This is a genomic window from Paraburkholderia ferrariae NBRC 106233 (assembly GCF_000685035.1).
GTDB lineage: Bacteria > Pseudomonadota > Gammaproteobacteria > Burkholderiales > Burkholderiaceae > Paraburkholderia > Paraburkholderia ferrariae.
In genome coordinates this window covers 133,067-146,123 of record NZ_BAYB01000011.1, presented here as the reverse complement: position 1 = coordinate 146,123, position 13,057 = coordinate 133,067, and the positions used below count along the sequence as shown (strand labels likewise).

The window sequence follows — 13,057 nt, the reverse complement described above, 5'->3', positions numbered from 1 at the left end:
CCGCGCCATCATACCGAAAGTGCCCCGGCGCCACGAGAAAATCCCCTGCGCCAGGGCGGCCCAGGCCACGCATGCCGAATCGCTATAATGGCGCGCATGTCTTCGCACATCGATCCCACCGCGCACACCGATCCTGCCGGCCCACCTTCGGCCGGCGACGACGACGCCGCAGCACCGGCCGCGGCGCCTGCCGGCGCGATGCGCGCCGCGCAGCCGGTCCGCGCGATCCAGCCCCTGCCCGACCAGCTCATCAGCCAGATCGCCGCCGGCGAAGTGGTCGAGCGGCCCGCTTCGGTCGTCAAGGAACTGCTCGAAAACGCGCTCGATGCCGGCGCGGCCACGCTGCGCATCCTGCTCGACGAGGGCGGCGTCAAACGCATCTCCATCGCCGACGACGGCTGCGGCATTCCCGAGCGCGAATTGCCGCTCGCGCTGATGCGCCACGCCACCAGCAAGATCCGCTCGCTCGCCGAACTCGAAAGCGTCGCGACGCTCGGGTTTCGCGGCGAAGCGCTGGCTTCGATCGCCTCGGTGGCCGAACTGTCGATCACGAGCCGGCCCGCCGACGCGCCGCACGCCGTCAAGATCGACGCGAACACGGGCACGCTCTCGCCCGCCGCGGGCGGCCAGGGCACGACCATCGAAGTACGCGAGCTGTACTTCAACACGCCCGCGCGGCGCAAGTTCCTCAAGAGCGAGCAGACAGAGCTCGGCCACTGCCTCGAAATGATTCGCCGCAGCGCACTCGCGCGGCCCGACGTCGCGATTTCGGTGCTGCACAACGGCCGCGCCGTCGAGCACTGGAACGCGAGCGATCCGGCCACACGCGTTTCGAAGATACTCGGCGAGACCTTCGCCACCGCCCACCTGCCGCTCGACGAGCGCGCCGGCCCGCTCGCCGTGTACGGCTGCGCCGGCCTGCCCACCGCGAGCCGCAACCGCGCCGACCAGCAATACTTCTTCGTCAACGGCCGTTTCGTGCGCGACAAGCTGCTCACGCACGCGGTGCGCGCCGCCTACGAAGACGTGCTGCATGGCGACCGCTATCCGTCCTACGTGCTGTTCCTCGATCTGCCGCCCGAAGCGGTGGACGTGAACGTGCACCCGTCGAAGATCGAAGTGCGCTTTCGCGACTCGCGCTCGATCCACCAGTTCGTGTTTCATGCCGTGCAGCGCGCGCTCGCGCGACACGCCGGGGCATCGCCCGAAACCACCTCGGGCGGCCACGCCGCGCTCATCGAGCCGCGGCCCGCGCCGGGTGCGGGTGTGCCCGGCTCGGGGGCTTCAGCCGGGTTGTCGTCGGGCGCGTCCGGCAGCGCAGGCGGGTTTGGCGGAGCCGGCGGCTTCGGCACCGCGCGCGTGGCCACCAGCTTCGGCGGCTCGGGTTCGGCCGGCAGCACCGGCAGTACCGGTGGCGGCGCGCGTTCGTCGCCGGGCTTTCTGGCGGGCGGCGGCAGCGGCGCAGGCGGCGGCGCCAGCAACACCTGGCGCCAGTCGCGCATGATCCAGGGCTCGCTGCCCGTCGCGCAGCCGCTCGCCCTCTACGACGCCCTCTTCGGCCGCAAGGACGTGGGCGCCGGCACCGCGCAGGGCTCGACGGTGCTGCAGGCAGAAGACAGCGCCGCCGATGCCGCGCCCTACGCCCCGCAGCCCGCCTTCGAAGCGGGCGACGATCACCCGCTCGGCTTCGCGCTCGGCCAGGTCCACGGCATCTACGTGCTCGCGCAGAACGCGCGCGGCCTCGTGATCGTCGATATGCACGCCGCGCACGAACGCATCCTCTACGAGCAGTTCAAGGACGCGCTCGCCGAACGCTCGCTCGCCGTGCAGCCGCTGCTGATTCCGGTTTCGATGACGGCCGATCCCGTGGAAACGGGCACCGTCGAAGAAGAGAAAGCCACGCTCGAAGCCCTCGGTTTCGACCTCGCCGTGCTCTCGCCCACTTCCATCGCGATCCGCGCCGTGCCGGCCCTGCTCAAGGATGCCGACCTCACGGCACTCGCCCGCGCCGTGCTCGCCGACCTCCACGCCTACGGCGGCTCGCGCGTGCTGACCGAGCGCCAGCACGAAATGCTCGGCACGCTCGCGTGCCATCACGCCGTGCGCGCAAACCGGCGCCTCACGCTCGACGAGATGAACGCGCTCCTGCGCCAGATGGAAGCCACGGAGCGCGCCGACCAGTGCAATCACGGCCGGCCCACGTGGTATCAGCTCACGCTCGGCGACCTCGATCGCCTCTTCATGCGCGGTCAATGACGCGGTCCACGAACGAGGCCGTCCCCTCCGGCGGCAACGCCGGCACCGACGCGCTGCCCGTCGCCTGCCTGCTCGGCCCGACCGCCTCCGGCAAAACGGCGGCGGCGCTCGCCTATGCCGCGCAATCGGCTGCGCGCGGGCGCGCGGTGGAAATCGTCAGCGTGGATTCGGCGCTCGTCTATCGCGAGATGGATATCGGCACGGCCAAGCCGTCGGCCGGAGAACGCACCGCCGCGGTCCATCACCTGATCGATATCGTCGATCCCGCCGACGCCTACTCCGCCGCGAGCTTTCGCGCCGACGCGCTGCGCGTGACGGGCGAGATCGTGGCGCGGGGCAACGTGCCGCTGCTGGTGGGCGGCACGATGCTCTACTACCGCGCGCTCACCCAGGGCCTGAACGACCTGCCGGGCGCCGACGCCGAAGTCCGCGCGGCGCTCGACGCCGAAGCGGCCCGCGACGGCTGGCCCGCGCTGCACGCGCGCCTCGCCGCGGTCGATCCCGAAACGGCCGCGCGTCTCGCCCCGAACGACTCGCAGCGCATCCAGCGCGCCCTGGAAATCTACCGGCTCACGGGCCGGCCGATGTCGGCACTGCTGGCCGCGCCCTCGCCGCGCGACGACGAAGCCGCGCGCTACCGCTTCGTGCCGGTCGCGCTGGAGCCGTCCGAGCGCAGCGTGCTGCACGCACGCATCGCGCAGCGTTTCGACGCGATGCTGGCCGCCGGCCTCATCGACGAGGTGAAGGCCCTGCGCGCGCGCGGCGACCTGAACCCGAACCTCCCCTCGATGCGCTGCGTGGGCTACCGCCAGGTCTGGGAATACCTCGACGGCGCCATCGACTACGACACCCTGCGCGACAAGGGAATCTTCGCCACGCGCCAGCTCTGCAAGCGCCAGCTCACGTGGCTGCGCGCGATGCCGGAGCGCATCGTCGTGGATTGCTGCGCGCCCGATGCGACCGCGCAGGCGCTCGCGGCCGTGGAGCGCATCGGCGGCTGACCGCGGCCGCCGCCCTCTCTTTCTTTTGCCCGGCGCCCCACCGACCCACCGCCGGCAAGGCAATCTCTCTTGTGCACCACAACATCGGCGCAACCGCCCGCCGCGCACCCGCTCGCGCGCATGGCGCAGGCGCGGGCGCGCCGCGCTGCGCCACGGAAACTTGCCTAAACCCTTCTTGACTTTCGTTTAGCTCGATACGATCATTCGTTCATTGCAAGAGCAATTGCTCTACCGAGATCCCGAATCACCATCCATCACAGACAGACGCGCAGGCAATGCGCGCACTCCGCCTCTCTGGAGACACACATGACTAGCGAACAAAGCGGCGCAAACGTGATCCTGCACATCGGTGCCGGTTCGTTTCACCGCGCGCACCAGGCGTGGTATCTGCACCGCGTCAACCTCGCGCGCGCGCCTGGCGAAGCGCCCTGGTCGCTCACGGTCGGCAATATCCGCCCGGACATGAACGCCGTGCTCGACGCCCTCGCCGCCCAGCAAGGCGTCTATACGCTCGAAACGGTGACGCCGCAGGGCGAGCGCCACTACGAGACGATCCGCTCGATCACGCGCGTGCTGCCGTGGTCCGCCGACCTCGCGGGCCTGATCGAGGCGGGCGCCGACCCGGCCTGCAAGATCATTTCGTTCACCGTGACCGAGGGCGGCTATTACCTCGACGAGCACGACCGCCTCGACACCGCGAACCCCGACATTGCCGCCGACCTGAACGGCGGACGCACGACCATTTACGGCGCGCTCGCGGCCATTCTCGAAGCGCGCCGCGCGCGCAACGGCGGCCCCGTCACGCTGCAGACCTGCGACAACCTGCGCAGCAACGGCAAGCGCTTTCACGCGGGCATGCGCGAGTTCCTCGCGCTGCGCGGCGCCACCGAACTGCGCGACTGGTTCGACGCGAACACGGCCTGCCCCGACTCGATGGTGGACCGCATCACGCCGCGCCCCACGCCCGACGTGCGCGAGCGCGTGAAAGCCGCGACCGGCTTCGACGACGCCTGCCCGGTAATGGGCGAATCGTTCATCCAATGGGTGATCGAAGATCACTTCTGCGCGGGGCGTCCCGCATGGGAGCGCGCGGGCGCGGAGATGGTGGAGTCGGTGATGCCTTACGAAGAGGCCAAGATCCGCATCCTCAACGCCACGCATAGCTGCATTGCGTGGGCCGGCACGCTGATCGGCCTCGACTACATTCACGAAGGCACGAACGACGCCGACATCCGCAGTTTCGCGCGCGAGTACGTGACCGAAGACGTGATTCCGTGCCTCACGCCCAGCCCGCTCGATCTCGCGAAATACCGCGACGTGGTGCTGGACCGCTTCAGCAATCCGTATATCCAGGACACGAACCAGCGCGTGGCCGCCGACGGCTTCTCGAAGATCCCCGGCTTCATTGCGCCCACGCTCGCGCAGCGCATTGCGGCAGGCGCCACGCCGGCCGCCACGGCCATGCTGCCCGCGCTCTTCCTGCGCTTTCTCGCACGCTGGCAACAAGGCACGCTGCCCTACCGCTACCAGGATGGCGTGATGGACGAAGCCGCGACGCACCGCATGCTCGAAGCGCAGGACCCGCTCGCGGTCTTCTGCGCCGACAAGCTGCTGTGGGGCGGCCTGGCGGGCAACCCGGCGCTCGCGCTCGCGCTGCGCGAGGCACTGGCCCGCGTCGATGGCTGGCTGGCAGCGCGCGGCTGCCCGGTTGCGTCCTGAAGCGGCGTCCTGAATCGGCGTGCAGAGACAACGCTCCGACGCTCCACATTGCACACCCCGCGAAGCGCGTCTCCTGCCGCTTGTGGCTTGACGGTAAAACGCGGCCATCGTCTCTAACCGCGCTGCCCGACGACCGCGCGGCAACGCGCTTTCGCGCCCCGGGTCGCCGCGCATGGCGCGGCGGCGCCGGCACGGCTAAAGTAGCGCATCCTTCTCCACGACATAGCCCGCGCCCATGTATCTTGGCATCGACCTCGGCACCTCCGAAGTAAAAGTCCTGCTGCTCGCGCCCGATGGCCGGGTGATCGGCACTGCCGGCTCGCCGTTCGTGGTCTCGCGTCCCCATGCGCGCTGGGCCGAGCAGAATCCCGCCGACTGGTGGGACGGTACGCGCCGCGCGCTCGCCGCGCTGCGCGACAAACATCCCGCCGAGTTCGCACAGGTGCGCGGCATCGGCCTCTCGGGGCAGATGCACGGCGCCGTCCTGCTCGACAAGCACGACAACGTGCTGCGCCCCGCGATCCTCTGGAACGACATGCGCGCCGTGGACGAATGCGCCGAACTCACCGCGCGCGCGCCGCAACTGCATCGCATCGCCGGCAATCTGGCGATGCCGGGCTTCACCGCGCCCAAGCTCCTCTGGGTCGCGCGCCACGAACCGCACCTCTTCCGCGACACGGCCTGCGTGCTGCTGCCGAAGGACTATCTGCGCCTACGCCTCACGGGCGGCAAGGTGTCCGATCCTTCGGATGCGGCGGGCACGCTGTGGCTCGACGTCGCGAAGCGCGACTGGTCCGACGCGCTGCTCGACGCCTGCAACATGACGCGCGCGCAGATGCCCGCGCTCGCCGAAGGCAGCGCGCCCTCCGGCACGCTCCTGCCCGAGATCGCGCGCGAATTCGGCCTGCGCGAGGACGTGATCGTGGCCGCGGGCGGCGGCGACAATGCCACGAGCGCCATCGGCATCGGCGCGACGCAGCCCGGCGACGGCTTCGTCTCGCTCGGCACCTCCGGCGTGCTGTGCGTGGTGGGCGACCGCTTCCGGCCGAATCCCGCCTCGGCCGTGCACGCGTTTTGCCACGCGATTCCCGACCGCTGGCACCAGATGAGCGTCGTGCTTTCGGCCGCGAGCTGCCTGCGCTGGGTCTGCAAGCTCACCGGCACCGACGAGCCCACGCTGCTCCCCGAAGTCGAAAAGCTCCCGGCCGCGGCGCTTGCCGACGCGCCGCTCTTCCTGCCTTATCTTTCGGGCGAGCGCACGCCGCATAACGACCCCTACGCGCAAGGCGTGTTCTTCGGCATGACGCACGCCACCGACCGCGCGCTGCTCGGCTACGCGGTGCTCGAGGGCGTGACGCTCGCGCTCACCGACGGGCTCGACGCGCTCGCGGCAGCGGGCACCGAAGTCGGCGCGCTCTCGATGCTCGGCGGCGGCGCGCGCAGCGCCTACTGGGCGCAACTCGTGGCCGATGCGTTCGACACGCCCACGCGCCAGCACGGCGGCGGCGAAACGGGCGCGGCGCTCGGCGCGGCGCGGCTGGGCTGGCTCGCCGCGGGCGGCGCCCCGGGCGAGGTGCTGACGAAGCCGCCCGTCGTGGCCGAATACACGCCGAACGCCGCACGTCACGCCGCGCTGCGCGAGCGGCTGGAGTCGTACCGCGCGCTCTACCGCCACGTGAGGCCGCTCTTCGAGCGCTCGCGCGAGCGGCTGGCCTGAGCCTCGCCGCATGCGCCGCCGCACCCGCCTCACTGTGCCCCTTCGCCTCGACGCCTGAGAACACCGTGCCCAAGTCCACCGAAAAACTCGATCTCGCCACCCGCGCCGCGTGGCTCTACTACGTGGCCGGCAATACGCAGAACGAAATCGCCGAGAAGCTGCAGGTCTCGCGGCCCGTTGCGCAGCGGCTCGTTGCCTTCGCCGTCGAAAAAAACCTGATCCGCGTGCGGGTCGATCATCAACTGGCGGACTGCCTCGCGCTCGCGGACCGGCTTTCGAAGCGCTATGGACTTTCGGTGTGCGAGGTCGTCCCCGTCGACAACGACACGCCCGAGGAGGTCGATCGCAAGCTCGCCGTGGCCGGCGCCCAGGTGATGGAGCGCTACCTCGCCGAAGAGCGGCCGATGGTGGTCGCGGTGAGCAGCGGCCGGACCCTCAAGGCGGCCGTCGATCAGATCGCGCAGCTCGACCGCCCGCAGCACCGGCTCGTTTCGATGGTGGGCGCAATTGCGCAGGACGGTTCGTCGAATCGCTACGACGTGGCGCTGCATATCTCCGAGAAGACGGGCGGCAAGCACTTCCTGCTGCCCGCGCCGCTCATTGCCGACAACGAGGCCGAACGCGCGCAGTGGTGCAATCACCGGCTCTATCGCATTGTCGAATCGCTCTCGGGCGACGCCGACGTGGCGTTCGTCGGGATCGGCAATATCGGCGAGCATTGCCCGCTGCATGAAGACGGCTTCATTACGGCCGCCGAAGTGCGCGAGTTGATGGGGCTCGGCGCCATCGCCGAAATGCTCGGACTGCCCATCGACGCCGCGGGCCGCCGCGTGGATTCGCCCACGGGGCGGCGCGTGACGAGCGTGCATCTCGACTCGCCGCCGAGGCGCCCGACCATCGGCTTTGCGGGCGGCGCGAGAAAGCGCGATGCGGTGATCGCTGCGCTCAAGGGCGGGTGGCTATCCGGGCTCGTCACCGACGAGGCCTGCGCGAAGGCGGCGCTCGAAGTCTAGCGTCGGGTTCGCTGCAACCCCAGGACAAAAAAAGGCCCGCATAAAGCGGGCGAAGAAGGGCAACCACAGTCAAACTCGGTACGGCGCCGCCCCTGCGGCGGCGCTCAGATCCACAACGACCGGTCGGGGCGCTCAGGCCGCCAGTTCCTGCGCGAAGCGCCGCTCGAAGGCCAGCCCGTTCGCATCGAACAGGTGGCAGTGCTCGGGCGTCGCGCCCAGCCTCATCAGTTCGCCGCGCTCGTGTCGTTCGAGCGGCGGAATCCGCGCGATCACCCCATCGGGCGCCACCGACGACTCCGCATAGAGATACGCCGCATCGCCGAGCGACTCCACGGCCATGGCCTTCACGCTCACGCCGTATTCGCCGGTGCCCACGTGCATGTGTTCGGGGCGAATGCCCACCGTCACCTGGTCGCCCTCGCGCGCGCCGCGCGGCTCCACCGCCACCTTCTGCGTTTCGCCCGTCGCGTAGCGCACCACGATGCCGTCGCTCGCGACCTCCTGCACCAGACCGTCGAGGAAGTTCATCTTCGGCGAGCCGATAAAGCCCGCCACGAAGCGGTTGGCCGGCGCATGATAGAGACGGTTCGGACTCCCGACCTGTTCCACGTTCCCCGCCGAAAGCACGACGATCTTGTCCGCGAGCGTCATGGCCTCCACCTGATCGTGCGTCACGTAGATCATGGTGGTCTTGAGTTCGTCGTGCAGGCGCGCGAATTCGAGACGCATCTTCACGCGCAGCGCGGCGTCCAGATTCGAGAGCGGTTCGTCGAAGAGAAAGACCTTGGGCTTGCGCGTGATCGCGCGCCCGATCGCCACGCGCTGGCGCTGGCCGCCCGAAAGCTGCTTGGGCTTGCGGTCGAGCAGATGGTCGATATGCAGGATCTTCGCCGCGTTCTTCACCGCCGCGTCGATCTCGGGCTTCTTCGCGCCCGCGAGCTTCAGGCCGAACGCCATGTTGTCGTAGAGCGACATATGCGGATACAGCGCATACGACTGGAACACCATCGCAATGCCACGCTTGGCGGGTGGCACGTCGTTCATGCGCGTGCCGTCGATGGAGAGGTCGCCGGCGCTGATGTCCTCGAGCCCCGCGATCATCCGCATGAGCGTCGTCTTGCCGCAGCCGCTCGGGCCGACGAACACGACGAACTCGCCGTCCCCGATGTCGAGGTTCACATTGCGCAGCACTTCGTTGTCGTCGTAACGCTTCGCCACGTCTCGCAGGATCACGCTTGCCATGATGTGTCTCCGTTCATTGCTCATGTGGGGGCACCCGCCGGTATTTGCCGGTCACCGCCCGCTACCATCCATTACCGCTCAAGCCAGGCGCCGCTCAGTGCGACGTGGCTTGCGCCTTTTGCATCCAGTACGCCACCCGTGCGGGCAGCGCGCTCATCTCGCCGAAAATTTCCGCCGCACCGGCTTCGCGCAGCGCCTCGTCGTGCGCGTGACCTACATGGGTGCCGCCCACGAAGCCCAGCACGGTCATGCCCGCCGCACGCGCGGCGCTCACGCCCGCCACGCTGTCCTCGACGACGATGCACGCGTCGGGCACCACGCCCATGCCGTGCGCCGCGGCGAGATAGACATCCGGCGCGGGCTTGGGCCTCGCCACCTGATCGGCGCAATACACGCGGTCGCCGAAGAACCGGTCGAGTCCGTTGCGCGCGAGCACCGCCCGCACCACGGCCGTATAGCTGTTGCTCGCGCACGCCTGGGTAAGCGCGATGGCCGCGAGCGCCGCCGCCACGCCGGGAAAGAGCGGCGCGTCCTGGGCCTCGCGCTCGGCCGCCACGCCGATCGCGGCCACATCGGCCGCCGTGAGCGTGCGCCCGAGGGCTTCGCCGGCGCCGCCCAGCACGTGCTCGATGCGCTGGCCGAGGAGCGGCATCACGACCGGCGCGACCTCGGCGCCGGGCCAGCGCGCTTCGAGTTCGCGCACGAGCACGCGTGCCGCCACCGCTTCGCTGTCGATCAGCACGCCGTCGCAATCGCAGATCAGTGCCGCAATCCGCGTCATTTGACCGCCCCGAAGGTGAGGCCGCGAACGAGCTGCTTCTGCGAGAGCCAGCCGACGATCAGCACCGGCGCCACCGCCAGCAGCGACGCCGCGGAAAGCTTGGCCCAGAAGAGCCCTTCGGGACTCGAATACGAGGCGATGAACACGGTCAGCGGCGCGGCGTTCGAACTCGAAAGGTTGATGCTCCAGAACGCTTCGTTCCACGAAAGGATCACGAGCAGGAGCGCGGTCGAGGCGAGCCCCGGCACCGCCATCGGCATCAGCAGGTAGACGATCTCCTGCCACGTTGCGGCGCCGTCCATGCGGCCCGCTTCGAGAATGTCGCGCGGAATCTCGTTGAAGTACGTGTAGGTCATCCACACCGCAATCGGCAGGTTGATGAGCGTATAGACGATGATGAGTCCGCTCACCGTGTCGAGCAGCCCCGTGTTCTTCCACAGCAGATAGATCGGCACGAGCACGCCCACCGAAGGCATCATCTTCGTCGAGAGCATCCACAGCAGCACTTTCTGCGTGCGCTGGTTCGGGAAGAACGCCATCGCGTAAGCCGCGGGCACGGCGAAGATCAGGCACACCACCGTCACGCCGGCCGAGATCAGCACCGAGTTCCATGCGAACGCGAAGTAGTTGCTGCGCGCGAACACTTCACGGAAGCTGTCGAGCGTCGGCATGAAGAAGATCGACGGCACATACGCCTGCTGCTCGGTCTTGAACGCCGTGATCGCCATCCAGAAGATCGGGAAGAACAGCGCGAGCGCGATGATCCACGCGAGCACGCCCGGCAACACGCGGCCGATGAACTGCAGCGGCGAAGAACGGTTGACCGCGTGCGGCGACTCGGGCGCGCGTGCGGGAGAAGCGGTGATTTGGCTCATTTTTCGTACTCCCCTTTGAGGTTGCGCGCGAGCATGCGCACGAGGAAGAACGACACGATGTTCGCCAGCACGACAGCCAGAATGCCGCCCGCGGAAGCGATGCCCACGTCGAACTGCTGCAGGCCCATCGAGTAGATCAGGTAAGTGAGGTTGGTGGTCGCGTTGCCGGGCCCGCCGCCGGTCGTGGTGTAGATCTCGGCGAAGATCGACAGCAGGAAGATGGTTTCCATCATCACCACCACGGCAATCGCACGGCGCAGGTGCGGCAGCGTGATGTAGAAGAACATGGCGATGGCGCCCGCACCGTCGATTTTCGCGGCTTCCTTCTGCTCCTGGTCGAGCGACTGGATTGCCGTGAACAAGATCAGGAATGCGAACGGCAGCCATTGCCACGCCACGATCATGATGACGGCGGTGAGCGGATATTGGGCGAACCAGTCGATCGGCGTGAGACCCACGGCGCGCATGGCGATGGCCACGAGCCCGTACACCGGGTGCAGGATCATGTTCTTCCAGATCAGCGCGGAAACCGTCGGCATCACGAAGAACGGCGCGATCGCGAAGAGCCGCGCCACGCCCTGGCCGTAGAACTTGCGGTCGAACAGCACGGCCATCAGCACGCCGCCCACCACGGTGATCACGAGCACCGCCACGATCAGTTCTAGCGTGTGCGCAATCGAAGGCAGGAACGACGGGTCGGTCGCGAGGAATTTGTAGTTGTCGATACCGGCAAATCCCTTCAGGTCGGGATTGAGCAGGTTATAGCGCGTGAACGAATACCAGATGGTCATCGCGAGCGGAATCGTCATCCACAGCAGCAGGATGGCGACGGAGGGCGAGACCAGCCAGCGCGAGGCCGATTTTCGCGACTCGACCTGCTGGGACTGGGGATTGCGGGCTCGATGGAGAACTGGCATGGGGAGATGGAGATGACGCATGATCGTGACCACCCTTTGCTTGTGCGCCGCGGGGAGCAGCGCTACTTCGTGTGACGCGGGCCGGCCGCCCGGGTGAGCGGGGCGGGCGGCTCGGCTGTCGCGTCGCGTTACTGCACGTACTGCCTGCTGCTTACTTCTGGTAGCCGGCCTGGATCACGGCGCGGTCGGCAGCGGCATTGCCCGCCGCGAGCGCCTGATCGACGCTCATCTGCCCCGCCAGCGCGCCGGCAATGTTCTGGCCGACCACAGTGCCGAACGACTGGAATTCAGGAATGCCAACGAACTGGATACCCGTGTACGGCACCGGTTTGGCGGTCGGATGGTTCGGGTCCGCCGTCGTGATGGCCTTCAGCACGAAGTCCGAGAACGGAGCCGCGGCCTTGTACTCGGGACGCTGATAGGTCGAGGTGCGCGTACCCGACGGCACGGAACCCCAGCCCTCGTCCTTCGCCACCATCTCGATGTATTCCTTCGAGGTCGCCCATTCGATGAACTTCTTCGCGGCGTCCTGCGACTTCGACGACTTCGGCACGGCCAGCGCCCACGACCACAGCCAGTGCGAGCCGTTCGGCGTGACTTCGATCGGCGCGGCGGCGAAGCCGATCTTGTCGGCCACCTGCGACTGCTGCTTGTTGTACAGAATGCCTGCCGCCACCGTCGCGTCGATCCACATCGCGCACTTGCCCGAGGACATCAGCGTGAGGTTCTCGTTGAAGCCGTTCGAGCTCGCTCCCGGAGGGCCGTCCTTCTTGAGCATGTCAACGTAGAAGTTCACGGCCTTCTTCCACTCGGGCGTGGTGAGCTGCGCGTGCCACTTCTCGTCGAACCAGCGCCCGCCGAAGGTGTTGGCCAGGGTGGTCACGTAGGCCATGTTTTCGCCCCAGCCGGCCTTGCCGCGCAGGCAGATGCCGTAGGTGCCGCTCGCCTTGTCGGTGAGCTTGTCGGCGAATTCGCGGATCTGGTCGTAGGTCGGCTGCTCGGGCATCGTGAGGCCCTTGGCCGCGAACAGGTCCTTGCGGTAGTAGGTCATCGAGCTTTCGACGTAGAACGGCAGCGCGTAGAGCGTGCCGTTGTACGAGAGGCCGTCGCGCGCCGTCTTCACGACGTCGTCGAGGTCATAGCTCGCGGGCAGGTTCGTCATCGGCACGATCCAGCCGCGCTTGCCCCACTGCGGCGCCTCGTAGGTGCCGATCATCATCACGTCGAACTGGCCGCTGTTGGTCGTGATGTCCGTGGTGGCGCGCTGGCGCAGCACGTTCTCTTCGAGAATCACCCAGTTCAGCTTGATGCCCGGATTGGCCTTTTCGAAGGCCGGCGAGAGCTTCTTCAGCTCGATCATGTCCGGGTTGTTCAACATCGCGATGGTCACGCTCTGCGCGTGAACGGCGCTTGCGCCCGCGGCGGCGATGGCGCCCGCGCCGAGCATGCGCAATGCGGTGCGGAAGGCTGGTTTCATGACTTGTCTCCTGTGTTTGTTGCGTTGTTTGCTGCGTGGTTTATGGCTTCGTTGTTGCG

Annotated in this window: 10 protein-coding genes; 5 read left to right on the top strand and 5 right to left on the bottom strand. The window is 68.1% G+C overall.

Annotation, left to right across the window (positions count from 1 at the left end; translation table 11 throughout):
* Positions 1-198 precede the first annotated feature (198 nt).
* From mutL to BFE01S_RS12890, 5 genes are all read left to right on the top strand, one after another.
* Positions 199-2,256 (top strand): DNA mismatch repair endonuclease MutL, encoded by a 2,058-nt coding sequence (mutL, locus tag BFE01S_RS12910; protein WP_042337636.1) that lies wholly within the window; start codon positions 199-201, stop codon positions 2,254-2,256.
* On the top strand, positions 2,253-3,257 hold the full coding sequence (gene miaA / locus BFE01S_RS12905) for a tRNA (adenosine(37)-N6)-dimethylallyltransferase MiaA (RefSeq protein WP_042337603.1): 1,005 nt from the start codon (positions 2,253-2,255) through the stop codon (positions 3,255-3,257). The genes mutL and miaA overlap by 4 nt, the downstream gene beginning before the upstream one ends.
* A 306-nt stretch (positions 3,258-3,563) precedes the next feature.
* Positions 3,564-4,976 carry a D-arabinitol 4-dehydrogenase gene (dalD, locus tag BFE01S_RS12900; RefSeq protein WP_028225866.1) on the top strand — a complete coding sequence of 471 codons (1,413 nt, stop codon included), beginning with the start codon at positions 3,564-3,566 and terminating at the stop codon, positions 4,974-4,976.
* Between the two features lie 235 nt (positions 4,977-5,211).
* Positions 5,212-6,693 (top strand): xylulokinase, encoded by a 1,482-nt coding sequence (gene xylB, locus BFE01S_RS12895; protein ID WP_028225865.1) that lies wholly within the window; start codon positions 5,212-5,214, stop codon positions 6,691-6,693.
* A 65-nt stretch (positions 6,694-6,758) separates the two neighbouring features.
* Positions 6,759-7,706 carry a sugar-binding transcriptional regulator gene (locus tag BFE01S_RS12890; protein WP_028225864.1) on the top strand — a complete coding sequence of 316 codons (948 nt, stop codon included), beginning with the start codon at positions 6,759-6,761 and terminating at the stop codon, positions 7,704-7,706.
* Between the two features lie 132 nt (positions 7,707-7,838).
* Here the strand turns inward: BFE01S_RS12890 and BFE01S_RS12885 are convergent, their stop codons facing one another.
* The 5 genes from BFE01S_RS12885 to BFE01S_RS12865 form a co-directional block, all read right to left on the bottom strand.
* Entirely contained in the window at positions 7,839-8,948 is a 1,110-nt protein-coding gene (locus BFE01S_RS12885; protein ID WP_028225863.1) for an ABC transporter ATP-binding protein, read from the bottom strand.
* A 94-nt stretch (positions 8,949-9,042) separates the two neighbouring features.
* Positions 9,043-9,729 (bottom strand): HAD family hydrolase, encoded by a 687-nt coding sequence (locus tag BFE01S_RS12880; RefSeq protein WP_028225862.1) that lies wholly within the window; start codon positions 9,727-9,729, stop codon positions 9,043-9,045.
* Positions 9,726-10,604, bottom strand: a complete 879-nt coding sequence (locus tag BFE01S_RS12875) for a carbohydrate ABC transporter permease (RefSeq protein ID WP_028225861.1) — start codon at positions 10,602-10,604, stop codon at positions 9,726-9,728. Before BFE01S_RS12875 ends, BFE01S_RS12880 begins: the two co-directional genes overlap by 4 nt.
* The gene (locus BFE01S_RS12870) at positions 10,601-11,521 is read right to left on the bottom strand and encodes a carbohydrate ABC transporter permease (protein ID WP_322787824.1); all 921 of its coding nucleotides are present in this window, start codon (positions 11,519-11,521) and stop codon (positions 10,601-10,603) included. Before BFE01S_RS12870 ends, BFE01S_RS12875 begins: the two co-directional genes overlap by 4 nt.
* A 151-nt stretch (positions 11,522-11,672) precedes the next feature.
* Entirely contained in the window at positions 11,673-12,998 is a 1,326-nt protein-coding gene (locus tag BFE01S_RS12865; protein ID WP_042337601.1) for an ABC transporter substrate-binding protein, read from the bottom strand.
* Positions 12,999-13,057: the final 59 nt, after the last annotated feature.

Coding starts and splice junctions, on each gene's coding strand:
- mutL (WP_042337636.1), top strand. CDS start 199: ATGCGCGCCGCGCAGCCGGTCCGCGCGATCCAGCCCCTGCCCGACCAG.
- miaA (WP_042337603.1), top strand. CDS start 2,253: ATGACGCGGTCCACGAACGAGGCCGTCCCCTCCGGCGGCAACGCCGGC.
- dalD (WP_028225866.1), top strand. CDS start 3,564: ATGACTAGCGAACAAAGCGGCGCAAACGTGATCCTGCACATCGGTGCC.
- xylB (WP_028225865.1), top strand. CDS start 5,212: ATGTATCTTGGCATCGACCTCGGCACCTCCGAAGTAAAAGTCCTGCTG.
- BFE01S_RS12885 (WP_028225863.1), bottom strand. CDS start 8,948: ATGGCAAGCGTGATCCTGCGAGACGTGGCGAAGCGTTACGACGACAAC.
- BFE01S_RS12880 (WP_028225862.1), bottom strand. CDS start 9,729: ATGACGCGGATTGCGGCACTGATCTGCGATTGCGACGGCGTGCTGATC.
- BFE01S_RS12875 (WP_028225861.1), bottom strand. CDS start 10,604: ATGAGCCAAATCACCGCTTCTCCCGCACGCGCGCCCGAGTCGCCGCAC.
- BFE01S_RS12870 (WP_322787824.1), bottom strand. CDS start 11,521: ATGCCAGTTCTCCATCGAGCCCGCAATCCCCAGTCCCAGCAGGTCGAG.
- BFE01S_RS12865 (WP_042337601.1), bottom strand. CDS start 12,998: ATGAAACCAGCCTTCCGCACCGCATTGCGCATGCTCGGCGCGGGCGCC.